Source organism: Nonomuraea turkmeniaca (assembly GCF_005889735.1).
Taxonomy (GTDB): domain Bacteria; phylum Actinomycetota; class Actinomycetes; order Streptosporangiales; family Streptosporangiaceae; genus Nonomuraea; species Nonomuraea turkmeniaca.
In genome coordinates, this window is the sequence record NZ_VCKY01000082.1 from 1 (window position 1) to 23,274 (window position 23,274).

The following is a 23,274-nucleotide window of genomic DNA, read 5'->3' on the forward strand; positions in this document are numbered from 1 at the left end:
GGGAGCGAACTGCAGGGCGGTGTTGTTCGCCGCCTTCCCACCGTTGATCATGACCATGGCGGCCGTCGCGGCCAGCACCGCCGCGCCCGCCAGCACCACCGGCGTGAGCCGCCGCGGCCGGCGCCGCCGCGAGCGGCGCTCGGTCGTCACGGGGAACCCGGCCCGGTCGAACGTGTCCCCCCGATCCATGATCAGCGTACGGGTCGCGCCGCGGTCCGGGCTGAGACATGTGTCGATCACCCGGCGGCGCAGCGAGATCGGCGGGAACGCGACCGGCACCATGTCCAGCAGCCGCCCGGCGGAGACCTGCCGGTGCCTGCCCTCGGTGCACACCTCGCAGCCGCCGATGTGCCCCGACAACCGCCGCCGCAGCAGCGGGGTGAGCGGCCCCTCCCACGAGTCGACCATGGCCGACAGGTCGGGGCAGTGCGCCCTGCCCGTCCTGGCCAGTACCACGGCCGCCGCGGCGATCTCCAGATGGTCGCGGGCCCGGCCCAGCTTGGCGGCCGCCTGCCGCGAGGTCAGCGCCAGCACCGCGCCGGCCTCGGACGGGGTCAGGCCATGGCGCAGCGACAACTCCAGGACCTCGCGCTCGGTCCCGCCGAGGTCGCCTAGCGTTTCGTGAACCAGGTCGGCCAGCTCCGGATCCGCCTGCTCCTCCAGGTCGGGGAGCTGCTGAGTGGGAGTGTTCCGGTGCGCCAACCTGGACTGCACCTGGAACCTGGCCAGCGCGTACAGCCAGGCCCGCAGCCGGCCCGGCTCCTTCAGTCGCTCCACGCACCCCTGCGCGGTGACCAGGCCGTCGTGAACGGCGTCCGCCGCCAGGTCCCGCTCGCCGGCCAGGGAGAACGCGTAGTCGTACAGCCGCTCGGCGTAGGAGTCGAAGAGCTTGGCGGGAGCGTCGGCGTCCACGCGCCGCAGAGCCTCCACCAGCTCCTGATCATCGGCGCGATCGACGGTCGGCCATCCAGGCACGGATTCCCTCCCCGCAGGTACGACGGGCATTCAAGCCCCACGCGGAGAGGACGCGGCCTCGTTTGTCCAGGTTCGCCCGTCATGCCCATCGGGCATGACTGTGCTGTGTTGATGGCCTCCACTTTGTGGAGGCGGGCTCGGTCGCTGGAAGCCGCCCTGTGTTGATGGCCTCCACTGCGTGGAGGCGGGCTCGGTCGCTGGAAGCCGCCGCCTTCCCTCGTCGCTCCGGTCGCTTCGCTCCCTGCGCTCCTCAGTCCAGGCGGCGGCGCTCCCTCGCGCTTATCAGCCGTCGCAGTTCGGGGAGCAGAGGCGCCGTTCCATGCCCTGCAGGAAGAAGTCGCGGACCTGGAGGATGTTCTTGGCGATGTACGCCTCGCCGCCTGTGGCCTTGGCCAGCGCGTCCATCTGCTGCTTGCCGGACGCGGCGTCCGGGCCGAAGGCGATGAGCAGGATGCTGACCGGGCGCTTGGGGTCGTAGGTGTCCTTCAGGAACTGCAGGATCGCCGGGTTCTTGATGCCACCGTCGGGATCGTCGTTGCCCGCGCCGTCCGTGAGGATCAACAGCGTGTTGATCTTGTCCTGCTTGTACGTCTTGGTCATCTCCGTGTACGCGGCCTTGAGCGTGTCGTTCAGCCCCGTGTCACCCGTGGCCTTGGCCTGGATCGTGGTGAGCTGCTTGGCCAGAAGCTCCTTGCGGAGAGTGCCGTCGATGCTCTCGGAGAGCGGCCCGACGGGGACGACCTCCCTCCAGTCCTTGCCGCGTCCGTTCATGTGCGTGGAGAACGCCCACACCCCCACCTCGGAGTCGGCCGGGAACAGGCCGAGGCCCTCCGTGGCGATCTTGCTGATGGCCTGCATGCGGGTCATGCCCGTGCCCGGCACCGGCAGCGCCATCGTGCCCGAGACGTCGAGCAGGGTGAGCATGCGGGTGCCGAGGTTCAGCCTGGACCAGGTCTGCACCATCCGCGCCACGGTCGCGCCGTCGGGGGCGGGCAGAGCCTGCGGCGTCTCCGGGGTGAACCCCTTCTCCTTCGTCAGCACGGATCCCGCCTTGCCGTCCGCGCTGCGGAAACCGGCGTCGCGCAGGATCTTCGTGGCCGAGTCCGTGGACAGCGCCTGCTTGAAGTCCGCCGCCGCCTTCAGCGTGGCCGGCTCCTTGGTGAGGATCGTGACCGGGTAGTCGAGGCTGAGCGTGCCCTCCTCGGGGTAGAGGGCGACCACCGGGGCCTCCGGCTTCTTCGCGTTGTGGGCGTAGATGGCCTGCTCGGAGGCGACGCCCACAGGCACCTTGGTGCCCGACTTCACGGTGAGGCTGGCCAGCAGCGCCGTCGAGTCGGAGGCGAGCTGTCCCGACAGCTCCTTAAGCGCACCCACCAGCGCCTTGTCCTGCCCGGCCTCCCTGGCCGTGCCCGCCGCGGCCAGCAGCGCGGCCAGGCCCGCGGAGTTCTTCTGCGGGTCGAGGGCCAGCACGCGGACCTTCTTGCCGGGGCCGTCCACGTTCGCCACGTTCGCCGCCGCGATCATGCTGGTCCAGCTCGGCGTCAGGGAGCCCGACAACTTCGACGCGGCCGACTTGGCCGCCGCCAGTACGACGGGGGAGGCCGCGATCGAGCCCTCCGGCTCTGGCAGCGCCTTGCCCGCCGGGGTCCTGCGCAGGCTCTCCATGAGCAGGCTCGAGTCCGCCACCCAGAAGTCGGCCGTGGCCTTGCCCGCGGCCAGCGAGTTGGCCGTCCTGGCCGCCGCTTCCTTGGCCACCGTCACGTCCACGCACTTGCTGTCGATCGAGTGCATGGCCTTGTTATAGTTGTTCGCGATCTTGGTGAGCGACGGCTCGATGTCAGGGGCCGCGACGACGCGCAGCGCGAGCTTGCCGCCCGAGCAGTCGTGGTCGCGGTTGAAGATGACGAACGCGGCCACACCGAGGAGCACGGCCAGCGCCACGGCGCCGGCCAGTGGCACGAGCACACGGCCCCGGCTGTTGCGGCGCCTGCGGGTCGGGGGTTCGCCGGATCTGTATCCGCCACCGTATCCGCCGTCGAGCTCGTCTGTGCGGTGTCGCCCCACGATGTCCTCTTAGGTGTGTTGAGACCTTCCGGAGACCCTAGCGGGAGATGCTCCGCAATACTCCGGGAACGATACTCGGTGCAGTCAATGGTGCAAAACAGCCCTTTTGGTGCGCCGATTACGCTGTGTGGTGGAAGTCGACCGCCAGTGTGACCAAATGGCAGGCAATATACGGCGGTTGTGCCTGGTGAGCAATGGGCGGAATGGTGGTCGGTGGGGGCAGCCGGCCGATGCTCAGTGGGAGCAGATGTGGCCGCGCCAGGCCCGCCGCCCCTCCCGCACCGCGACCGCCGCCAGCATCAGGGCCACGGCCGGATCCACCCACCACCAGCCCAGGGTGTTGAGCCACAGCCCGGCCAGGACGCCGGCCGCCATCGCCCCGCAGATCACGTTCTGTGTGCCCTCGCCCGACGTGGCCGCGGAGACCAGCCTGCGGCCCAGCCGCCGCTTGACCATCCCCAGCACCGGCATGCCGACCAGGCTGCACGCCGTCACCACGATCCCCAGAGCGCTCGGCGTGGCCCGATGGCCCTCGCCCAGGTCGTGGGCCACGTGCACCACGAGGTAGGGCGCGAGCAGCCAGAAGCTCAGCGCGATCGCCCGCCTGGCGGAGCTCTCCGCGCCCGGCGACAGTGTGCGCGCCCCGGTGAACCGCCACAACACGATCAAACTGGCCGCCGCCTCCACCAGCGCGGACAGAGCCCATCCGATCAGCGCGACGGAGTGCGAGGCCAGGCCCGCCGCCAGGCCGAGCGTGCTTTCCACGCCCAGCCAGGCGAGGGTGGCCACGGAGAGTCGCCGCGCCGTGCGAGCCGCGCGGAGCCAGTCGGCTGACGCGGCCGGACGCTCATGAATCCGCTGATCAGGCACCATGAACCCCCGAATTCCCGGCTATCCGGCCGTCGACAGCGTCCCGTTATCTACCCACCACGGAGTGTGACAGCGGAAGGGGGAGGTAAAGGATCTTCTTTCCTTCCGCACATAATGGGCACTGATCGTTCGGGGATTGCTCAGGGGAGGGCAAGTCTGTGCCGTTCACGCCCAGTCACATGGCGGTGGTGGCGCCGCTGATCTCGTCGCCGCGGGTACGCAGATTCGTGGACCCTTGGGCGCTGGCGATGGGCGCGATGATCCCGGACCTGCCGATCTTCCTCCCTTTTCTGCCTGACTACACCAACTGGCACTCCTGGCTCGGCGTCGTCACCATCGACCCCGTCGCGGTGCTGGTGTTGTTGCCGCTGTTCCACTGGGTCTTCAGGGACCCGCTGATCTCCCTGCTCCCCCCGTCGCTGGCGGGCCGCGCCGCGCTCCTGGCCCCGGACCGGCTCCGGCCGCTCCCCATCGTGGCGGGCGCCGTCCTCGGCGCGGCCACCCACGTGCTCTGGGACTCCTTCACTCACTCCACCGGCCCGGCGGAGTGGGGCCCCTGGCTGTCCGTCTCGGTCTTCGGCGTGATCAGGTTGTTCCGCCTCCTGCAGTACACCTCGTCGGTGATCGGGCTGGCCGTGGTGGCGTGGTGGGGCTGGCGGGGGTTGTCGCGGATGGCGGCGGCGCCCGTACCGGACCGGTTGCGGATCTCCCCGCGCACGCGCTGGACGGTCCTGGCCACCGGCGTCGCGGGGATCCTCGCAGGGGCGCTCCTCTGGCCCCTGGTGGACCAGCCCGACCCGGCGTTCGGCCTGCCCAGCGTGATCACCAAGACCGGCGCAGGCACGGTGATCGGTCTGTGCGCGGTGCTCACCTGCTACGCCTTGGCGTGGCAGGTCGGACGGCGCTCGACCGTATCGGAAGGCGCTTGAGCACGTCACCGGCTGGCAGTATCGGAAGTGTGCTGGAGTACGTAACCGACGCCGACGACCCGCGCCTGTCCGACTACACCCGCCTGCGGGACACGGAGTTGCGCAAGAGCCTGGAGGCCGAGCGCGGCCTCTTCCTCGCCGAGGGCGAGAAGGTGATCAGGCGCGCCATCGGCGCCGGCTACCCGATTCGCTCCGTCCTGACCATGCGCCGCTGGCTGCCCCCGCTCTCCGACGTCCTCGGCGACGCCCTCGTGTACGTGGTGAGCGACGAGACCATGGCGAGCATCGCCGGCTTCCCGGTCCACCGCGGCGCCCTGGCCTCCATGGAACGCCTCCCGCTGCCCGCTTCTGAGAACCTCCTGAAGGGTGGTGCGCGGCGGCTGCTGGTGCTGGAGGATCTCGTCGACCACGCGAACGTCGGCGCGATCTTCAGATCGGCCGCCGCGCTGGGTGTGGACGGGATCCTGCTGTCGCCCCGGTGTGCGGATCCGCTGTACCGCCGTGCGGTGAAGGTGTCGATGGGCGCGGTGTTCTCGATCCCGTACGCGCGGCTGGAGGACTGGTTCCACGGGTTGGCGCAACTGCGGGAGGCGGGCTACCAGACGCTCGCCTTGACCCCGGACCAGGCCGTCACGCCCATCGACAGAGTCAAACTGGCGGATCGGGTGGCGCTGCTGCTCGGCTCCGAAGGGGACGGGCTCTCGTCTCACTGGCTGGAGGAGGCCGATGAGGCGGTGTGCATCCCGATGAGCGCCGCGGCGACGGCCGCAGGCGTGGATTCCTTGAACGTCGTGGCCGCCGCCGCGATCGCCTGCCACGGCTTGATGCGGGCCGACAAGTGAGCAGCACCTCCGTGCCGCACGAGGCCGGCGACCTGTGGTCGAAGGACCGCGAGCGGCAACCTGGCTCTCGGTGACACGGAGGAGCGCACCCTGGGCGGGCTCGCCTCGCTGATCTGATCGAGCCGACCACCCGATGCGCGAACGGATCATCGAGCTGATCAACGGTGGGGCCGAGGGGGAGATTCCGGCCACATCAGGAGCCTGAGGGCGCCGCGTCATCGCCCAGGGCGGCGGCGAACTCAGGACGGCGCGCGTCTGTCGCCAGGCCTTGTACGCCCCTGACCGGGGCGAATAGGTTGATAATTCGCATCAACGGACATTACGGTACATCGGAACCCCGAGCTCCTCCCTCCGTAAGGGCGTCATGTCCATGACCGCGAAAATCCCGAGAGCATGGGCGATGGTCTTGGCCATCGTCCTTGTCCTGACCACAGCCGGCCAGGCGACCGCCGCGACCGCCGGCACGGCGGTCGCCAAGCCCCAGCGGCCGAACATCATCTTCTTCCTCGTCGACGACATGTCGGCCGAACTGCTCCAGTACATGGACACCGTCAAAGGCCTGGCCAAGGGCGGCACCACGTTCACCGGCTACTACGTGGCCGACTCGCTCTGCTGCCCGTCGCGGGCCACGATGTTCACCGGTCAGTTCCCGCACAACACCGGCGTGCGCACCAACGAGGGCTACGACCGGGGTGGCTACCGGGCCTTCGCGCCGCACGAGGGCCGCACGTACGCCGCCGCGCTGCACCAGGCCGGCTACCGCACCGGCTACCTGGGCAAGTACATCAACGAGTATCCGGCGGGCGCGGGCTACAAGGTGCCCGCCGGGTGGGACGAGTGGCACGTGACCGCGGCGGGCGGCTACAACGAGTTCCGTTACCAGCTCACCCGCTACATCAAGGAAGAGACGCCGGCCGCGCGGCCGCGCGACCCCTCCGACGGCACCTACCTGGTGGACGAGCTCGGGCAGCGCGCGGTCGGGTTCATCGAGCGGTCCCGCAGGTACGCGCCCGGCGAGCCGTTCTTCCTCCAGGTCTCGCCCTTCGCCCCGCACAACAGGGTCGACGTCAAGCCGGGCGACAAGGAGCCGCGTTTCCCGCCCGCGCGGCGTGACCGGCCGAAGACCAAGTGGCCGGCCGGGGAGTTCCCCCACGGGGACTGCGGCGGCCCGGACTGCGCCGGCATCGATGTCAGCACACTGCCCGCGTTCGACGAGGACACCGCCGACAAGCCCTCCTGGGTACGCCGGGAGCCGCTCGGCCCGAAGCTCGTCGCGGAGCTGCGCACCGACTTCCGCAACCGGATCCGCATGATGCAGTCGATCGACGACATGGTGGAACGTGTGCTCGCCTCGCTGACGGAGCGGGAGCGGCGGAACACGTATGTCGTGTTCACCAGCGACAACGGATTCCACCTCGGCCAGCATCGCCTGGTACGCGGGAAGACCACCGCCTACGACCACGACGTCCGGGTGCCGCTGCTGGTCAAGCGTCCGGTCGCGGGGCGGCAGGACGACCTTGTTACCGACGCCATCGCCCAGAACGTGGACCTGTTCGCGACCTTCCTCGACATGGCCGGGATCGACCCGGCGCTGCGTGACGGCCGAGACGGGCGCAGCCTGCTGCCCCTCATCCAGGGCCGCCCGGTGCGCGACTGGCGGAACGCGGCGCTGATCGAGCACGTCAAGCCGAACCCCCTCGCGCCGGGCACCGACCCCGACGCGGACCCCCGCAAGGTGGGGAACCCCACGCCCCCCAGGTACGCCGCCGTGCGCACCGCCGGCGAGCTCTACGTCGAGTACAAGGGTGACCCGAAACCCGAGTACTACAACACCGTCACCGATCCTCATCAGGAGACCAACGATCCCGGCAATCCAAGGACGGCCGAGCTCGCCAAGGTCCTCGACGATCTGGCGACGTGCGGCAAGCCCGGCAGGACGAGCTGCTGGACCGCCGCGCACCTGCGCTGACGGTTCAGGACTGGTTGGTGAGCCAGTCCGGATAGTCGTCGACGTCGTGGGCGACCGGCCGGCTGACGATCGGGCCGACTTCGCCGCTGCCCCTGATGTGCTGTTCGAGGGTCTCGGCGTGCTGGACCGTCGTGATGAGCGTGAGCTGCCAGGCGCTGATGGACGGGTGCGGCACCTGCTCTATGTCGATGGACGTCGCCAGGCCCGCACGCAGAATGCCGTTGGCGATCGCGGCCGCCTTTGTGCGGCCCGCGATCGTCGCGCGCACCTCGATGAGTCTCGCCATGGCACATTCCTTCTCAAGTGCTCAGGGGATTTGCTGCTTGGAAGGTTCTCCGACTGTCAGTCCGCGAGGTTCGCATCGACATTGGGGGGCCATTCCTGTCCGTCGCATGGCGAGTGAACCGTACCCCATAGGACTGGGCCTCGCCAGGACAGTTCGTCCCGTTAATGGCATATGTGCGTTTAGAAGCGTGATAAGGGGCACAGGGCAGTTCTCATCGTGAGGAGATGTCGAGATGCAACCCCTTGAGAAAGCCGTATCGCTGGGAATGAGTATGGCCAGCGCCGCGCTGGCGGCCGCGTTGTTCAAACGGGTGTGGAAGCTGACCTCCGGGGACGACGACACGCCGGACGCCGGTGACCTGGAGCGCGGGTGGACGGAGGTCCTCGTCGCCGCCACCGTTCAGGGTGCGATCTTCGGTCTGGTCAAGGCCGCCGTGCATCGCGCCGGCGCGCAGACCTTCCAGCACAGGGCGGCCGGCGGCCGGCGGCGCTGAGCGCCGGACCAGGCGTCAGGCCTGACCCGCGGGGGGCGGGGCGGTGGAGGAGCGGACGATCAGCTCGTGGGGGAAGATCAGGCGCTCGGGCCCGGTCGTGCCGCCCGACAACAACAGCCGCCCCGCCGTCTCGCCGATCTCCTGCTTGGCCTGCCTGATCGTCGTGAGCCCGGCCTCCTCGGCGGCACTGTCGGAGAACCCCACCACCGACAGCTCGCCAGGCACCTCCAACCCCAGATCGGCCGCCGCGTCCAGCACGCCCAGCGCCAGCACGTCGGTGTTGGTCAGGATCGCGGTGGGCCGCGGAGAGCGGCCGAGCAGCGCGTGCCCCGCCTTCCGGCCGGCCTCGCGCGAGTTGCGCGCCACCTCGTAGAACGGCACTCCCGCCCAGTCCAGCCCGGCCTCCTCGCACGCGCTCTGGTAGCCGCCGCGCCGCCGGCGCATGGCTTCGAACGCCGCGCCCTCCTGCCGCGACGGGTCGGCCCAGCCGGTGTGGCCGTCGTCGTGGAGGCCCACCATGGCCACCCCGATCCGCCGGTGCCCGAGCTCCAGCACGTGCCGGGCGGCCGCCGCGCCCGCCGCGGGCTCGTCGATGCCGACGAACGGGTGGCCCGGCACGTACGGCTCGTCCACGATCACGACCGGCAACTTCCTGGCCAGCACCTCCGCCAGCGCCGGATGCCCGTCCGGCAGCGAGACCACGCAGAAGGCGTCCACGACCGCGTCGCGTACGGTCTCGCTGCGGCGGTCGCCGTGCGGCAGCGGCAGGATGAGCAGCCCCACCCCGGCGTCCTCGGCGGCCGTGGCCAGTCCCTGGAAGAAGCCGATCGCGTACGGGTCGGCGAACGCGTAGGCCAGCGTCTCGCTGAAGATCAGCCCGAGCGCCCCCGCCCGCCCGAGACGCAGTGAGCGTGCGGTCGGGTTGGGCCCCGCGTAGCCGAGCTCGTCGGCCACCTCCAGGATCCGCTGCCGCAGCCCTTCGCTGAGCTGGTCGGGCCGGGAGAAGGCGTAGGACACGGTGGCCCGGGAGACGCCGAGCCGGTCGGCGATCGTCTGGAGCGTGACCCTGGCCATCGTCCAACCGTACCGAAGACCTTGCAGGGGCGTTCTTAATCAATTAAGGTCTTAATTGATTAAGGAGGGTCATATGGATGCCATGCAAGTCCTCGCACACCGGACGGCGATGGGCTACCGGGAGTCGCTGGGCGACGCGCTGCCGGGTGCGCCGCGCAGGCCGCACCGGGATCGGGGCGGCGTTCGCGTACGGCTGGCGCATTCGCTCAGGTGGACGGCCGACCGCCTGGATCCGGCGTGCCGCACGGCATGATGCTGCAGAATGTGACGGACCGATTACCCAGGGAGGGGTCCGTGAACATGGCTTGGATCATCGCCGTCGCAACCGCGGCGGGACCGCTGAGCGCTGATGCGGGGAGCTCGCTGAGCCCGCCGGGGGTGGGCGGCGCCCGAAGCCCGTCAGCCGCCCTGACCTGCGCGGTCACCACGCCGCCAGGCCGGCCGCTGGTGTTCCGGCCGTGGGTCGGGCTCGCGCCCCGGCGCGCCGCCGTCCGGGGCCACCTCCAGCTCACGGACTGCACGTCGCCGGACGGCTCGGCGCCCGGCCTGCGCTCCGGCTGGGTCGCCCTGCGGGCCACCGCCGTGCTCTCGTGCACGAGCGCGCGCCGGGTTCACGGCCGCGCCGTCATCACCTGGTTCGGCGGGGACGGCCGCCCCGTCGGCACCTCGACGCTCCGCAGCCGGGGCGACCACCTCGCCACCCAGCGTCCGGCCGACGCCCTGCTCACCGGCGCCGTCACGGCGGGACCGCTCAGGGGTGAGCAGACCCACGGCGGCATCACGCCCGGCACGGGGCTGCTCAGCTGCGCCACCCAGGGCCTGGAGCGCCTGCCCGGCGCGGGCCACATGACCTTCGGTTAGCCTCGCCGGTCTCAGCCCCCTTCCCAGGGCCGTCTCCCTCTTCGAAGGCCCCGTCCCAAGACGCGGGGCTAGCCGCCGGTGATCTGCTCCTCCGCGTGGTCCAGGAGCCGCTCGGCCGTGCTGAAGCGGCGCTCGTTGGCGTCGTTCAGCAACACGCCGACCACCTGCCGGCCGCCGCGCTCGCCCGCGAACAACAGGCAGTAGCCGGCCGCGTTCGTGTACCCGGTCTTCACACCCAGCACCCCGTCCGCCCGGGCCAGCAGTTTGTTGGAGTTGCGCCACGTGTGCGCCCGGTGCAGCGAGGTCTTGGCCACCTTGTACGTCTCTTTGCCGACCACGGTCCTGAACGTGCTGCTCGCCAGCGCCTGCTGCGCCAGCCGGGCCTGGTCGACGGCCGTCGAGTAGCCGCCGTTGGCCGGCGTGGGCATGCCGTCGGCGTTGGTGTAGCGGGTGTCGGTCAGGCCGAGGGCGCGGGCGGTGCTGTTCATCTTGGCGACGAAGGCCGTCTTGCCCGGGCCGTAGTGTCGGGCCAGGGCGTTGGCCGCGTCCGCGCCTGAAGGCAGCATGAGCCCGTACAGCAGGTCTCTGACCGTGAGGCGCTCGCCCTTCTTCAGCCCCGCCGTGGCGGCGCCGCCACGGGCGGCGTATTTCACATCGGTCGCGGTGATCGTGATCGTGTCGCTCAGGTGGGCCTCGCGCAGCACGACGTACGCGGTCATGACCTTCACCAGGCTGGCCACCGGCACCCGGCGCGTCTCGCGCTTGCCGAGGTGGATCGTTCCCGCCGAGTCGACGACGTACGCCGACGTGGCCTTCACGGTGGGCGCCTCGGCCGCGGCGGCGGGGGAGGAGACTCCCACAACCACTGCGAGTACGACAGAGCTGATCAATCCCGCAATACGCATGCCAAACATGTTGGCAGGAGATCAAGGGTTCGTTTGCGAAGTAGCGCCATAAAGCCGCATCAGGCGGGGGTAAACGAATGTTAGATCGGAGCAGGAGGGGGAGGGGCCACCGTGGCAGGGAGGTTCGTCATCAGCGAGGACGGGCAGGGCGGTTGGCGCTTCGCGCTCGTCGCGAACAACGGGCAGACGCTGGCGGTGGGCGAGGGTTACCCGACCAAGGTCGCCTGCGTGAACGGCATCGAGACGGTACGCAGGAACGCCGTGGACGCCGTCATCGTGGACCTGAGCGGTGAGGAGCTATGACACCAGGAGCTTCTCATCCACGGAGCGCTGCTTCTTCCTGCGCCGCCGCACCATGAGCCAGGTCACCCCCGCGACGGCCAGCACGGCGACGACCGCCGCCGTGACCGGCGATCGCCCGGCCAGCTCCAGCCAGCCCCACACCACCGCGGTCAGGCCGAACCACCACATGGGCGCCCAGGTCAGGCAGCCCAGCGCGCTCGCGACCACGTACCAGGGATAGGACACCCGGAGCGCGCCGGCCACCCACGGAAGCGTGTGCCGCAGCATGGGCACCCAGAAGCACCCGTAGACGGCCAGCGCGCCCCACTTCTCGACGACCCGCTCGATCTTCGCGATCCGCTCGCGGCCCACCTTGACGCCGATGCGAGAGTCGTAGAGCTTGTCACCCAGCTTGCGCCCGACCCAGTAGTAGACCTGGAACGCGCCGAACAGGGCGAGGATCAGGATGGCGCCCACCAGCCAGTACGGCAGGCCCAGCCAGAACGGCCTGGCGAAATCGTCCATCGGCCCGCCCTCCTGAAGCCTTAGGTCAGCCTTACCTTAGTTCAAGGTGCAAGTGATTGCCACACCGGCTTGCAAGCCCCCAGCAAAAGGTGCAACTCGCCGACAACCAGCACTCAACCACCTAACTCCACTCTAGGGGTGAGCCAAAAAGGGGTGTTGAAGATGTCGACAACGAGAAGCGCGGCCGTCCTGGCCAGTGGCACCGCGAACGCGGCCAAGTTGTTCGTGGCCGCCCTCGCTTTCACCAGCGCGTACGTCGGCTTCTCCGCCTACAGTAGCGCCAGCTCCACACCCGAGCCCGCTCGGACCGTCAGCCTGTCGGCCCAAGAGGTGCCCATCACGGAGCGGCTGTCCGCCCAGGCCGGCAAGGTCACCGTGAGCGTCCTGGCCGACGGCGGCGCCGGGTGCGCCAAGTCGTACGTCGCCCGCAGCGTGGTGCTCAACCCCGACCCCGCCCAGGGCATGGCGTACGGCTGGCGGCTGTCCCGCTGGAGCTCCGCCACCAAGAGCTGGCGCACCTACCTCGTCGACCACGACGGCTTCGCCGGCGCCGCCCGGACCGTCGAGTGGCGGCCCCAGATCACCGGCAACCCCGGCTGGTACCGCGTCGAGCTGACCGCCGAAGACGCCAAGACCGTCAAGAGCGACCGTTTCCAGGTGAGCTGCTGACCGACCGCTGGGCCGCCTCCACCCAGCGCGGCACGCCCACCCGCTCGGCCACCTCCAGAGCCTTCGTGTAATGGTCCCGCGCCGCGTCCGGCTGTCCCAGGCGGATGGCCAGGTCGCCGAGCGTCAGCGCCACCGGCCACAGCGCCACCACACCGGTGCCGGCGCCCGCCACCCGGTCGGCGAACGGCTTGAGCTTGTCGTAGCAGTCGACCATCCGCTCCCGGTCGTCCAGCAGCATGCCGGCCAGCGCTCGCCAGGTCATCGCCAGCTCGTAGAGGAAGTCGGGGCGCACCGGCGGGCGCGTGGCGGCCACGGCCTTGGCGTCGTTGACGTGCCCGGCCGAGGCCAGGGCCAGCGCGTAGGCGTCGAGCGTCCACTTGGCGCCGCTGTGATGCTTCTCCGCCAGCTGGTCGACGGTCTCCGCGGCCCGCCCGTCCACCAGGTGCAGGCAGAACATCGTGATCAGCGGCAGGTCCTGGCGGCCTTCCAGCATGCCCGCCCGCGCGGTCATCCTGGCCGCCTCGCGGTAGGCCCGCTCGGCGCCCGCGTAGTCGCCGGCGATCATGAGCCGCATGCCGCCGTACCAGACCACGACCGCGGCCGGCGCCGACAGGTCGTACTGCCTGGCCAACTGGTCGGCGGCGGCCGCGTGCTCGTCGGCCGTGGTGAATTCGCCCCTGGCCGCCGCGCATTCAAGTAACACCAGGTGCGCCAGCGCCTGCGTGGCCATCTGCCCCGAACGCTGGGCGACCTCCAGCAGCTCCCTGCCGATGCTCTCCCGGGTGTCCACGGCCGGGATGTCGTACGACTGCCGCAACCGCCCGCTCAGCGCCGCCGCGATCAGTGCGGGGTCGCCGCTCTGCCGGGCCAGCTCCAGCGCCTCCAGCGACGCCTGCCGCCCCCGCTCCGGCGAGGAGGAGCCCTCCAGTTCCAGCGCGAGCGTGGTCAGCAGGCTGGCGCGCAGCCGCTGCTCACCCGCGGGCAGCTCCATGAGCGCCTTCTCGGTGACGTCGACGATCTCCCACGCGGTGCGGGTGAAGTCGCGTGCCATGCCCTTGTGCGGCACGGCCAGCGACGCCGCCACCTTCGCCGTCATCTCCAGGTCGCCCAGCGGCAGCGCGGCGTCCATGGCCTGGCGGCGCAGCAGCCGCGCGGCCGTCATGTCGCCGCACAACGCCAGCGCCCGGATCTGGCGCAACATGAGCCGCAGGCGCTCCTTAGCGCGTTCCGGCGTCTGCGCGCCCGATTCGTCGTTGCGGGACCGGTCGAACGCGGCGATGGCCTGCTCCCACAACGTGGCCGCCTCGCGGTGGGCGAAGCGCCGCTCGGCCTGCTCGGCCGCCAGGCCCGCGTAGTGGACCGCCTTCTCCGCCGCGTCGGCCAGGAAGTAGTGGTGCGCCAGAGCGGCCACGTCGGCCGGCGTGTGCTGCTCGATCACGCCGGCCACGGCCGCGTGCAACCTGGCGCGGCGCAGCCGGGAGGCGTCGGAGTAGATGGTGTCGCGGACCAGGTCGTGGTCGAACCTGAGCAGCCCTGGGCCCGGCTCGGTCACCAGCCCGGTCAGCAGCGCCGCCTCGACCGCCTCGATCACCGCGTCCTCGTCACCGGCCACCGCGATCAGCACGTCGAGATCGACGTCCCGGCCGATCACCGCGGCCTGGAGCAGGATCTGCTGCGCGCCGGACGGCAGCCGCGAGATGCGCCGCCGCAGCACGTCGCGCACGCCGGACGGCACCTGGGAGAGCACCTCGGTGGCGCGGGCCCGGTCGGCCGCGCCCTCGGAGTCCAGCAGGCGCACGGTCTCGCGGACGAAGAACGGGTTGCCGCCGGTCCGCTCGACGATCGACTCGACCGCGTCCTCGTCGATCTCGCGCACGCACGTCGCCCTGACCAGCTCCGCCACGGCCTTCGGGTCGAGCCCCGACAGGCCCACCCGGACCGGTCCGAGCCGGGCCAGCGCGGCCAGCACGTCGGACTGGCGGTCGTTCAGCTCGCTCTCCCTGCACGTCACCACGAGCAGCACGCGGCTGGTCGCCAGCAGGCTCGGCAGGGCCCGCAGCAGCGCCAGCGTCTGGTCGTCGGCCCAGTGCAGGTCCTCGAGCGTCACCAGCACCGGCGCCCGCCGCGCGATCCCGGCCAGGTAGCCGCCGACCGCGCGGTGCAGCCGGAACCCGCCGGACACCTCGTCCTCGTCAGGGTCGGGCGCGGCGTCGTCCAGCAGCGGCGCGAGCAACTGCGCGTATTCGCCCGCGCCCGTCATGCCGACGAGCGTGCGCAGGATCTCCACCCACGCCCACCCCGGCGGGGTGGCGCTGGAGTCGGGGCAGGCGCCGGAGGAGGTGATCCAGCCGTCGCCGCCCAGCTTGCCCGCCAACTGGCGCAGCAGCGTGGTCTTGCCCGCGCCCGCGACCCCGGTCACGATCGCGACCTGGAGCCGGCCCGTGCGCGAGGCCGTCGTGGTCAGCCTGGCCAGCTCGGCGTCGCGGCCCACGAACGGCTCGGGCTCCAGCGGCGGTGGCTCGACCGGCGCGGCGGGACGGGGCGGCCAGGTGTCGGTGGTGGCCGGCGCCGGTCGCGAGGGCCGCGCGGGCATGGCCAGCTCCAGCTCCGGCGACTGCGCCAGGATGTCGGACTCCAGCTTGCGCAGCGCCGGCCCCGGGTCGATGCCGAGCTCGTCGGCCAGGATGTTCCTGGCCCTGCGGAGCGCCGCCAGGGCGTCGCCCTGCCGGCCGCAGCGGTAGAGCCCCAGCGCCAGCAGCCGCCAGCCCTCCTCGCGCAGCGTGTGCTCGGTGGTGAGAGCCTCCAGGTCCGGCACGGTCTCGGCGTGCATGCCCAGCCGCAGCCCGGTGTCGGCGTGCCGCTCGCGCGCCACCAGGCGCAGCTCGGTCAGCCGGTTGACCTCGGCCTCGGCCCACTGCTGGTCGGCGAAGTCGGAGTACGGGGTGCCGCGCCACAGACCGAGCGCCTTCTCCAGGCGGCCTCGTGCCGACTGCGGGTCGCCCTCCTCCAGGTGCTCGCCCGCCGCGCGGACGAGCTGCTCGAATCTGAGCGCGTCGACCTGGTCGGAGGCCACCCGCAACGCGTAGCCGGACGCGACCGTCACCAACAGCCGGTTCGGCCCACCGCGCGGGCGGCCAGGCTCCAGCACTCTGCGCAGGCGCGAGATGTAGACCTGCAGGCCCGACTGCGCGCCCTTTGCCGCATCGTCGTCCCACAGATCGTAAAGAAGCGTGTCAACCGGTACAACCTGACCTCTGGCCACGAGAAGTCGGGCGAGGACGGCCCGCTGCCGCAACCCGCCGAGGTCGAGTTCGTCGTCGTGTTCGTACGCCTCGACTGGCCCCAGAACTCGGAACGCCACCATGTCAGCCGCCACGCTATGCGGGCCTACGAATCACGCACAAGGCCCGTGGTTGATAAGTACGTGAGGGGTTTGGGATTGTCACTGGGGGGCCTTCGACTTCGAGATCGCGGATGGGGACTCCGTGCCGGCGTTCCGGCCGTTGCGCCTGCGCAGCAGTGCCCATGCGCCCAGTGCCAGGCCGCCGAACGGGATCTCGATAGTGTAAGTCCAGAAGCCGAAAAGCAGTGCGGTCGCGGTGGCCGGAGCCGCGGGAACGGCGAACGCGGTGGTGAGCAAAATCACCACGCCGCTCTCCATGATCCCGGCCCCGCTCGGCGTGATCACGGCGCTGGTGAGAATCCGCGACAGGGCGAAGACCGCGATCGACTGCGCCAGCCCCGGCCAGGCGCCCGTGGCGTGCATGCAGGCCGCCATGATCGCCCACTGGAAGCCGAGGAAGAACATCATGCCCAGCGACAGGCCGGGCCACCGGGTCCTGACGACGCCGGCGGTGTCGGCACGCAGCCGGTGGAATGCCTGGGAGGCGTCGATCCTCAGGCGCAGCAGCCGGGTGATCCCGTCGAGCGCCCGGCCGAGCACGTCGGCGGCGCGCTGCCAGTAGAGCGCGGCGGCCACGACCGCGCACAGCACCAGGATGGAGATCGCGCCCGTCCAGCCCGCGTTGGCGACCGTCGTGTTGGGCACCTCGCCCGCGATCAGCAGCGCGATGATCCCGATGGCCGGGAGAATGAATCTGAACAACGTGTTCCAGATGCCGCTGACCAGCGTCATGACCACGATCGACCGGTTGGGGAAACCCCAGCCCCTGGTCATCGCGAACGACAGCGCCACCCCCACCGCCCCGCCGAACGGCAGCAGGTTGCTCACCGCGCTGCCGGCCGCGTTGAGCGTCAGGCCCTGCAGGTTGTTGAGCCCGGGCAGCGAGTTGGTCAGCACGAACGTGTAGGCCAGCAGGCTCAGCAGCCACAGCGCGGTCATCAGGGCGATCTCGCCCGCGCCGAGCGAGCCGAACACCGCGCCGATCTCCGCCCAGGAGACGGGCTTGCCGGTGAGGGCGCGCACGATCTGCGGCAAATAGAGCACGAGCAGCACGGCCAGCCCGAGCGACAGCACGGACAGGGCGATCTGCAGCCACTTGTTCTTCATCGGAGTCCAGTCTGCCGGGTCGCGGCGGGCGGTCTCTTCGTCCGGAAGTATTACTTGGGCCACTGCTCGAAGGGATGACGCAGGCGAGTCCCCTCGGGAAGGCCGCGGCGAACGTACCACTCGGTGCCGAAGACGAAGCGGTAGATCGGGCGCGGGACCTTCAGCAGGACGGCGAGCGTGCGGTCGCTGTCGCCGCCGCTGGCCTGGGAGACGTGCGCGGCCATCGAGGCCCGCTTCTGTTTCGTATATTTCCGGACATTTACCCAGTGGGTGATGGTCTCACCCGGTGAGTACGCGCTCTCGAACGTCCGCACGTCGAACTCCGGCGGAAACTTGTAGAACCGGCTCGCCAGCTTGAGCAGCCGCACCAGCGGATCCCGGTTGACCGTGGCCTCCAGCACGATCTCCGTGCCGGCGATCTGCGCGGCCCGCTTGCCCACCCGGTGCACCTGCACGTGATCGGGATGCCCGTAGCCGCCGGCCGGATCGTAGATCGCCAGCAGGTCGGCCTTCTCCTCCTGCAGGATCGAGGCCAGAGCCTTGGCCGCCCTCTCGGTGTCTGCGTCGATGAAGGCGTTGTCCGGCCGCTCGTCCGCGCTGCCGCCCTTCGGGCTCAGCCCCGAGTCGCCGTAGCCGAGGCACTCGACACGGGCGCAGCCCAGCACCGCCGCCGACTTGTAGAGCTCCTTCATCCTGGTCTCGCCCAGCGCATCGCCAGGCTCGATGTCGGCCAGGCCGCGCTCGCCCGCCGTGGCCACGACGAGCACCACACGGTGCCCCTCGGCCGCGAGCATCGCCATGGTGCCCGCCGTCAGCAGGGCCTCGTCGTCGGGGTGGGCATGGAAGAACACAGCGGTACGTGGAGGCACACGCCCAGATTAGTCTGGGAGGGGTGCGGATCTTTCACGTGAGTGACTGTTACCTGCCGCGACTCGGCGGGATCGAGGTCCAGGTGGCCGATCTCGTACGCATGCAGCGGGCGGCCGGACACGAGGTGGCGGTGGCCACGGCGACCAAGGGCGAGCCGCTGCCGGGCGTGCGCAGGATCGTCGCCAGGATGCCGTTCGACCTGCCGGTGCACCCGTTCGGCGTGGGGCATCTCACGCGGTGGATCACCTCGTCGCGTCCCGACGTGGTGCATGTGCACACAGGGGCGGTGTCGCCGTTCGCCTGGATGGGCGTGCGAGCGGCGGTGCGGGCGGGGACACCGTGCGTCGTGACCGTGCACAGCATGTGGGATCCGGTCACCCGGGGGGTCTACCGGCTGCTGCGGCTGGCGTTCGGCTGGCAGCGGTGGGGACTGGTGGCCACCACGGTCAGCAACGCCGCGGCGGCGCCCATCCGCGCGGTGGCCGGGCCGGGCGTGCCGGTGCGCGTGGTCTCCAACGGCCTCGACCTGTCGGGTTGGGCGCCGCCTCCCGCGAGCTCCGGAGCGCCGGATCGGCGGGAGGAGGTGCACGTCGTGGCGGTGGGGCGGCTGGCGCCGCGCAAGCAGCCGGTGCGGCTGCTGAGGCTCCTGCAGGCCGCGCGTGCCCGGGTGCCGGCCAGGATCCCCATGCGGGCCACGATCGTCGGCGACGGGCCCGCTCGCGGGCAGATGGAGCGGTTCCTGGCCAGGCACGGGATGAGCGACTGGGTGTCGCTGCCGGGCCGTTACACCAGGGAGCAGATCGCCAAGGTCCTGGAGTCGGCCGACGTCTTCGTGGCGCCGGCCCCGCGCGAGTCGTTCGGCATCGCGGCGCTGGAGGCCCGCGCGGCGGGGGTGCCGGTGGTGGCCAGGGCGCAGAGCGGGGTCGCCGACTTCGTCAAGGACGGCATTGAGGGGCTGCTGGGGCGCACGCTCGGCGACCTGGCCCGTGCGGTGGCGCTGCTGTGCGTGGACGCCGGGCTGCGCGAGTCCATCGCCGCGCACAACCGTGCCACGTCGCCCACGGCCGGCTCGTGGCCGACGGTGCTCCAGGGGTTCGAACGGGCCTACCAGCAGGCCCGCGGCTCGCACTAGGCACTCAGCGCCGTAGAACCACGTAACCGTCGCGTTCGAACACCTTCACGTACCCCTGCCCCTGCAGCTCGTTGACCTTGGCGAGCTGATCGCCGAGCGAGCCGAACGGGTACTCCCAGCGGAACGTGTCGGCCACCACCCACGGCGCGCCGCGCGGGGTGGGCGACCATAGCAGGACGGTGGCGCGCGAGGTCAGCGCCGGGCCGACCGAGTTGACGGCCTCGACGGTGACGCCCGAAGGGACCTTGCTCACCGCCTCCGCGGCGGCGGCCGCCTTGGGATCCCCCTTGTAAAAGGCCGGATGGTAGAGCTGGTCCAAGGCGAACTTCGGGACCAGCGTGAGCGCGACCGCGCAGACGGCCACGGACCAGGCCAGCTTGATCTGGGCGTGCCTAGGGTCGGGGCCGCTTCGGCCCTCGTCGGCTTGGCTCTCTCCGGCCGAGCTCTTCCCGCCATCGGCTTCGCTCTCTCCGGCCGGGCTCTTCCCGTCGTCCTCGGAGTACCACCGCAGCAGTCTGGCCAGCCCGTCCACGCCCGCGCAGAACAGGATCACCACGGTGAACGCGTTGTACTGGAAGTCGGCCTGCCACCACTGGACACGGTCGGACAACATACGTTCGAGCACGTGCGGCAGCGCCGCCAGCGACAGCGGCGAGAGCAGGCACAACATGAGCGTCGGCCACGCCAGCAGGAACAGCGTGTCGACCTTGGCCTCCTCGCTGAACGGCAGCAGCAGCGCGGCGAGCGGGTCCCGCATGATCCCCAGGGCCGCGCCGGGAATGTCGCTCCCGAGGTGCCCGTAGGCCCAGAAGTCCTTGGCGTCGCCGCCGAAGACCGCGGTCACCAGACCGCGGGTGAGCAGCACGGCCCCGATGCCGAGCACCGCGCACATGGCGCCCCGCCATCGTTCGCCCATGACGAACAAGCACAGGCCGAAGCCCGCCACCATGAGCCCCATGTCCTCCTTGACGAGGAGGAGCCCGATCATCGCCAGGAGCGCCGGCGCCATGCGCCCGGCGTGATAACGCTCGATCACGATCGCGGTGAGCAGCGGGACGAACATGACCTCGTGCGCGTCGAACACGACCGCCTGCGACACCGGCCACGACAGCGCGTACGCCACGGAGACCAGATAAGCGGGCGCCACGCCCAGCACCCGCCTGGTGAAGCGCCATAGGAACGGGATCGCCGCCGCGAACAGCACCGCCTGCACCACGATCAGGGTCTCCGGCCCGTCGTGGATCCAGTAGAACGGCGCGAGCAGCGCGTAAGCGGGAGAGAAGTGATCGGCGAGCTGGAGGTAGTCCATGCCGCGCCCATGGAACATGCCGAGCACCGGCGCGTACGGCGGCCGGAAGGCGGCGTAGTTGCGCACCGTCTGGTCGATGATCACCAGGTCGAACGTGCTGGCCCGGAAGGACGCCAGCTTGACCAGCCCCAGCACGGCATAGGCCACCGCGGCGAGCAGCGCGATCGCGCCCACCCGCGGGCGGTGGCCGGAAAGCCGGATCCTCCATGAGGCGGCAGCGGCGTCTACCCCCGCACGCGCCGCGAGCGTGTCACCCGTCACGGGCAGCAAGACTAGAACGAATCCATACGAATGTGGCGCGGCCGCCGCGCCGACCTGCCCCCCACAGGCGGAGCGGCGACCGCGGGACCCATCATCAGGTGCAGGCTGCGGTGATCTTCTGGGAGAAACCGTTCATCTTGCCGGTGAACTCGGTGACCCCGTTCAGGTCGCCCTTCTCCATGGTCTCGAAGCCGGCGGCGAGGTCGTTCAGCGCCGCGGCGACGTCGCCGTCGTACTTGCCGGCGAGCTCCTTCGTCTTGTCCGCCGCCGTCTTGGAGGCCGTGCCGATGGCCTTGGTGTCGGTGGCGTTCTTGGTGACGTCTGAGCTCCAGTCGGTCATGATCTTGGTGGCCTCGTTGGCAGCGGTGTTGCAGTCAACGGCCTGGCCCAGAGCACCACAGCCCGTCATGGTGAGGACGGCAAGAGTCAGCGTCGCGGCCGCGACGGCCAGACGACGGCGAGGGGGTGTCATTTCCAGTGCCCTTCGTAGGTTTAGCGAACGAAGGGAACATTATGGGCCCACACTTGACCATCACTTGCACCCCAGTAACACCATCGGTATCAAGCCGATGTAAAGCGGCCGATGTCGGGACAGTCTCGTATGCGCGCCATCGTGATGGGGCGCTGGTGCCGCTTGGCCGCGGTGACCTGCGGCGTTATCGGCGCGTCCGGTCGAAGATCGTGCGCAGGCCGGTCAGGCTCAGGTGGTGAACCAGCGCTTGCGCGGATAACGCACGACGAGCCCGCCGTACTTCGACCTGCCCGTGACCACCACGTGGAGCGTGCCGGGGCGGGGGCGGCTCGGCACGGCGCTCTTGGGCTGGCTGTAGTCGCTGCGGAACCCGTCCACGTTCGCCACCCCGCCCTCGGGCAGGATGATCTTGGCGGATCCGTAGACGAGGTCCAGTTCGACGTGCACGACCGGATGGGTGACGACCGCCTCGGAGAAGTCGAGCTCGACGCTGCCGTACTTGGTCGACACCCGCAGGCGCCGCGGCACCGCCCAGTCGCCCGAGCGCTTGAGGTTGCCGTGGGTCGCGTCCAGTTCGACCACGTCGTCGACCTGCGGTTGCTCATCCGGAAGATCGGTGATCAGTCCGAGCAGGTCGCCGTACGTCTTGGCGGTCAGGGCCACCTCGAGCCGGTCTTCGAGCTCCAGTTGGGTAAGACGGCCCTCGCTGAACGCGTGTTGCAGGCGGCGTGTCGTTCGATCACGATCCTCGTCGGAGACCCGCATCTCCAATTCCGACATGTCATGAGCATAGATCCGCCACGCTCAGAACGGGAGCTGTCGGCCGGAAGGGGTGCGCAGATCGAGGGGTGGCAGCAGGCGTGGAGGACGGGGGCGCTGGATGACCTGGACTCTCTTCACACCGCAATACGTACCCAACGGACTGCCATGAAGTCATCATCGTTGGGTAGCGTGACAGCTGATGCTGGCTGAACCATTCTCGCACCCTGCGCTCTTCTACCGGAGCGACCAGGAATATGTGGCTGCGACCACGGCTTTCGTGCGGGAAGGCCTGGCGGCGGGAGAGCCGGTCGCGGTCGCGGTGCCACCCAGGAATCTCGCCATGATCGAGGCCGAGCTGGGCGCGGACGCGGGTGCCGTGCGGCTGCTCGACATGACCGTGGCCGGGCGCAACCCGGGGCGGATCATCCCGGCGGTGCTGCGTGACTTCGCCGATCGGCACCGCGACGGGCACGTGCGGATCATCGGGGAGCCGATCTGGCCGGGGCGCAGCGAGACGGAATATCCCGCCTGCGCCCAGCACGAGGCGCTGATCAACCTGTCGTTCGCGGGGCGGGACGTGACGATCCTGTGCCCGTACGACACCGTGGGGCTGGTGCCGGAGGTCATCCGCGAGGCCGCACGCACCCATCCTGTGCTGCGCGACGTGTCGGGGGAGTGGTACAGCGACGACTACGCGCCCGATCTGGTGGTCGAGGGGCACAACCGGCCGCTGGATGAGCCCAAGGAGTTCCAGTCGCTGCGTTTCGATCACACCAACCTGTCGGCCGCGCGTGGCATGGCCACGCGGCAGGCGGTCCTGATGGGCTTCGCCGGCGACCGGCTCGACGACATCCGGCTGACCGCGGCCGAGCTGGGCGCCAACAGCCTCGACCACGGGGGCGGGTCCGGCCTCATCAGGGTCTGGGCGGAAGACGGCCGGCTGGTGTGCGAGGTCAGTGACAGGGGGCACATCGCCGACCCGCTGGCCGGGCGCCGGCCGGTTGATCCGCGTCGCTCGGGATCGCGTGGGCTGCTCATCGTCAACCTGCTCAGTGATCTCGTGCGCGTGCACACGCAGGCCGGCGCCACCACCATCCGCGCCTACTTCGACGCGCCCTGAGAGGCGTTTCCGCACAGCACAACGGCCGCCCGCCGTCTCCGCCGCGCCGTAACCCGGTGCAGGTCCTTCGGAGAAAGGGGCCGCGCGGGGCGCG

23 protein-coding genes are annotated in these 23,274 nt (G+C 70.4%); 10 read left to right on the forward strand and 13 right to left on the reverse strand.

Features of this window, described 5'->3' with window-relative positions; genetic code table 11:
- The 3 genes from ETD86_RS23695 to ETD86_RS23705 form a co-directional block, all read right to left on the reverse strand.
- On the reverse strand, nt 1-975 hold a 975-nt coding region (locus ETD86_RS23695), incomplete at its 3' end, for an RNA polymerase sigma factor (RefSeq protein ID WP_170223233.1).
- Between the two features lie 282 nt (nt 976-1,257).
- Nucleotides 1,258-2,940: a substrate-binding domain-containing protein gene (locus tag ETD86_RS23700; RefSeq protein WP_138668357.1), complete on the reverse strand. Its 1,683-nt coding sequence runs from the start codon at nt 2,938-2,940 to the stop codon at nt 1,258-1,260.
- A 333-nt stretch (nt 2,941-3,273) separates the two neighbouring features.
- A complete protein-coding gene (locus ETD86_RS23705) occupies nt 3,274-3,828 on the reverse strand; it encodes a cation diffusion facilitator family transporter (protein ID WP_246148097.1) in 555 nt (184 codons plus the stop codon).
- 239 nt (nt 3,829-4,067) lie between these two features.
- On the opposite strand from ETD86_RS23705, the gene ETD86_RS23710 reads away from it, so the two are divergent.
- The 3 genes from ETD86_RS23710 (at nt 4,068) to ETD86_RS23720 (ending at nt 7,649) form a co-directional block, all read left to right on the forward strand.
- Nucleotides 4,068-4,838 (forward strand): DUF4184 family protein, encoded by a 771-nt coding sequence (locus ETD86_RS23710; protein WP_138668359.1) that lies wholly within the window; start codon nt 4,068-4,070, stop codon nt 4,836-4,838.
- 29 nt (nt 4,839-4,867) lie between these two features.
- On the forward strand, nt 4,868-5,680 hold the full coding sequence (locus ETD86_RS23715) for a TrmH family RNA methyltransferase (protein WP_138668360.1): 813 nt from the start codon (nt 4,868-4,870) through the stop codon (nt 5,678-5,680).
- Between the two features lie 370 nt (nt 5,681-6,050).
- Nucleotides 6,051-7,649: a sulfatase family protein gene (locus tag ETD86_RS23720; protein WP_170223234.1), complete on the forward strand. Its 1,599-nt coding sequence runs from the start codon at nt 6,051-6,053 to the stop codon at nt 7,647-7,649.
- 4 nt (nt 7,650-7,653) lie between these two features.
- Here ETD86_RS23720 and ETD86_RS23725 read toward each other — a convergent pair whose 3' ends face one another.
- On the reverse strand, nt 7,654-7,935 hold the full coding sequence (locus tag ETD86_RS23725; protein ID WP_138668362.1) for a hypothetical protein: 282 nt from the start codon (nt 7,933-7,935) through the stop codon (nt 7,654-7,656).
- Between the two features lie 232 nt (nt 7,936-8,167).
- Between ETD86_RS23725 and ETD86_RS23730 the strand changes: the two genes are divergently transcribed.
- On the forward strand, nt 8,168-8,428 hold the full coding sequence (locus ETD86_RS23730) for a DUF4235 domain-containing protein (protein WP_138668363.1): 261 nt from the start codon (nt 8,168-8,170) through the stop codon (nt 8,426-8,428).
- 15 nt (nt 8,429-8,443) lie between these two features.
- On the opposite strand, the gene ETD86_RS23735 is transcribed toward ETD86_RS23730, so the two are convergent.
- Nucleotides 8,444-9,502, reverse strand: coding sequence for a LacI family DNA-binding transcriptional regulator (locus ETD86_RS23735; protein WP_138668364.1), 1,059 nt, complete (start codon nt 9,500-9,502; stop codon nt 8,444-8,446).
- Nucleotides 9,503-9,575: 73 nt separating this feature from the next.
- Here ETD86_RS23735 and ETD86_RS23740 point away from each other — a divergent pair, with 73 nt between their 5' ends.
- Both ETD86_RS23740 and ETD86_RS23745 read left to right on the forward strand, forming a co-directional pair.
- Nucleotides 9,576-9,755, forward strand: coding sequence for a hypothetical protein (locus ETD86_RS23740; RefSeq protein WP_138668365.1), 180 nt, complete (start codon nt 9,576-9,578; stop codon nt 9,753-9,755).
- A gap of 41 nt (nt 9,756-9,796) precedes the next feature.
- Nucleotides 9,797-10,363 carry a hypothetical protein gene (locus tag ETD86_RS23745; protein ID WP_138668366.1) on the forward strand — a complete coding sequence of 189 codons (567 nt, stop codon included), beginning with the start codon at nt 9,797-9,799 and terminating at the stop codon, nt 10,361-10,363.
- A 68-nt stretch (nt 10,364-10,431) separates the two neighbouring features.
- Here the strand turns inward: ETD86_RS23745 and ETD86_RS23750 are convergent, their stop codons facing one another.
- The gene (locus tag ETD86_RS23750; protein WP_246148099.1) at nt 10,432-11,229 is read right to left on the reverse strand and encodes a D-alanyl-D-alanine carboxypeptidase family protein; all 798 of its coding nucleotides are present in this window, start codon (nt 11,227-11,229) and stop codon (nt 10,432-10,434) included.
- A gap of 150 nt (nt 11,230-11,379) precedes the next feature.
- Here ETD86_RS23750 and ETD86_RS23755 point away from each other — a divergent pair, with 150 nt between their 5' ends.
- The gene (locus tag ETD86_RS23755) at nt 11,380-11,571 is read left to right on the forward strand and encodes a YegP family protein (protein ID WP_138668367.1); all 192 of its coding nucleotides are present in this window, start codon (nt 11,380-11,382) and stop codon (nt 11,569-11,571) included.
- Here ETD86_RS23755 and ETD86_RS23760 read toward each other — a convergent pair.
- The gene (locus ETD86_RS23760; protein WP_138668368.1) at nt 11,566-12,075 is read right to left on the reverse strand and encodes a DedA family protein; all 510 of its coding nucleotides are present in this window, start codon (nt 12,073-12,075) and stop codon (nt 11,566-11,568) included. The genes ETD86_RS23755 and ETD86_RS23760 overlap by 6 nt on opposite strands.
- 162 nt (nt 12,076-12,237) lie before the next feature.
- Between ETD86_RS23760 and ETD86_RS23765 the strand changes: the two genes are divergently transcribed.
- Nucleotides 12,238-12,744, forward strand: coding sequence for a hypothetical protein (locus ETD86_RS23765; RefSeq protein ID WP_138668369.1), 507 nt, complete (start codon nt 12,238-12,240; stop codon nt 12,742-12,744).
- On the opposite strand, the gene ETD86_RS23770 is transcribed toward ETD86_RS23765, so the two are convergent.
- The 3 genes from ETD86_RS23770 to ETD86_RS23780 form a co-directional block, all read right to left on the reverse strand.
- Nucleotides 12,713-16,108: an ATP-binding protein gene (locus ETD86_RS23770; protein ID WP_138668392.1), complete on the reverse strand. Its 3,396-nt coding sequence runs from the start codon at nt 16,106-16,108 to the stop codon at nt 12,713-12,715. The genes ETD86_RS23765 and ETD86_RS23770 overlap by 32 nt on opposite strands.
- 78 nt (nt 16,109-16,186) lie before the next feature.
- On the reverse strand, nt 16,187-17,254 hold the full coding sequence (locus tag ETD86_RS23775) for a lysylphosphatidylglycerol synthase domain-containing protein (RefSeq protein WP_138668370.1): 1,068 nt from the start codon (nt 17,252-17,254) through the stop codon (nt 16,187-16,189).
- A 50-nt stretch (nt 17,255-17,304) separates the two neighbouring features.
- Nucleotides 17,305-18,123, reverse strand: coding sequence for a PIG-L deacetylase family protein (locus tag ETD86_RS23780; RefSeq protein ID WP_246148100.1), 819 nt, complete (start codon nt 18,121-18,123; stop codon nt 17,305-17,307).
- Between the two features lie 38 nt (nt 18,124-18,161).
- On the opposite strand from ETD86_RS23780, the gene ETD86_RS23785 reads away from it, so the two are divergent.
- The gene (locus ETD86_RS23785; RefSeq protein ID WP_138668371.1) at nt 18,162-19,256 is read left to right on the forward strand and encodes a glycosyltransferase; all 1,095 of its coding nucleotides are present in this window, start codon (nt 18,162-18,164) and stop codon (nt 19,254-19,256) included.
- A gap of 4 nt (nt 19,257-19,260) precedes the next feature.
- Here ETD86_RS23785 and ETD86_RS23790 read toward each other — a convergent pair whose 3' ends face one another.
- The 3 genes from ETD86_RS23790 to ETD86_RS23800 form a co-directional block, all read right to left on the reverse strand.
- The gene (locus tag ETD86_RS23790) at nt 19,261-20,826 is read right to left on the reverse strand and encodes a DUF2079 domain-containing protein (protein ID WP_246148101.1); all 1,566 of its coding nucleotides are present in this window, start codon (nt 20,824-20,826) and stop codon (nt 19,261-19,263) included.
- A gap of 94 nt (nt 20,827-20,920) precedes the next feature.
- Nucleotides 20,921-21,298, reverse strand: a complete 378-nt coding sequence (locus ETD86_RS23795; RefSeq protein WP_138668372.1) for a hypothetical protein — start codon at nt 21,296-21,298, stop codon at nt 20,921-20,923.
- Between the two features lie 228 nt (nt 21,299-21,526).
- Nucleotides 21,527-22,078: a DUF1707 SHOCT-like domain-containing protein gene (locus tag ETD86_RS23800; protein WP_246148102.1), complete on the reverse strand. Its 552-nt coding sequence runs from the start codon at nt 22,076-22,078 to the stop codon at nt 21,527-21,529.
- A 181-nt stretch (nt 22,079-22,259) separates the two neighbouring features.
- On the opposite strand from ETD86_RS23800, the gene ETD86_RS23805 reads away from it, so the two are divergent.
- Nucleotides 22,260-23,180 (forward strand): anti-sigma factor RsbA family regulatory protein, encoded by a 921-nt coding sequence (locus ETD86_RS23805; protein WP_138668373.1) that lies wholly within the window; start codon nt 22,260-22,262, stop codon nt 23,178-23,180.
- Nucleotides 23,181-23,274 lie beyond the last annotated feature (94 nt).

Coding starts and splice junctions, on each gene's coding strand:
- ETD86_RS23720 (WP_170223234.1), top strand. CDS start 6,051: ATGACCGCGAAAATCCCGAGAGCATGGGCGATGGTCTTGGCCATCGTC.
- ETD86_RS23725 (WP_138668362.1), bottom strand. CDS start 7,935: ATGGCGAGACTCATCGAGGTGCGCGCGACGATCGCGGGCCGCACAAAG.
- ETD86_RS23730 (WP_138668363.1), top strand. CDS start 8,168: ATGCAACCCCTTGAGAAAGCCGTATCGCTGGGAATGAGTATGGCCAGC.
- ETD86_RS23735 (WP_138668364.1), bottom strand. CDS start 9,502: ATGGCCAGGGTCACGCTCCAGACGATCGCCGACCGGCTCGGCGTCTCC.
- ETD86_RS23740 (WP_138668365.1), top strand. CDS start 9,576: ATGGATGCCATGCAAGTCCTCGCACACCGGACGGCGATGGGCTACCGG.
- ETD86_RS23760 (WP_138668368.1), bottom strand. CDS start 12,075: ATGGACGATTTCGCCAGGCCGTTCTGGCTGGGCCTGCCGTACTGGCTG.
- ETD86_RS23765 (WP_138668369.1), top strand. CDS start 12,238: ATGTCGACAACGAGAAGCGCGGCCGTCCTGGCCAGTGGCACCGCGAAC.
- ETD86_RS23770 (WP_138668392.1), bottom strand. CDS start 16,108: ATGGTGGCGTTCCGAGTTCTGGGGCCAGTCGAGGCGTACGAACACGAC.
- ETD86_RS23775 (WP_138668370.1), bottom strand. CDS start 17,254: ATGAAGAACAAGTGGCTGCAGATCGCCCTGTCCGTGCTGTCGCTCGGG.
- ETD86_RS23795 (WP_138668372.1), bottom strand. CDS start 21,298: ATGACACCCCCTCGCCGTCGTCTGGCCGTCGCGGCCGCGACGCTGACT.
- ETD86_RS23800 (WP_246148102.1), bottom strand. CDS start 22,078: ATGTCGGAATTGGAGATGCGGGTCTCCGACGAGGATCGTGATCGAACG.
- ETD86_RS23805 (WP_138668373.1), top strand. CDS start 22,260: ATGCTGGCTGAACCATTCTCGCACCCTGCGCTCTTCTACCGGAGCGAC.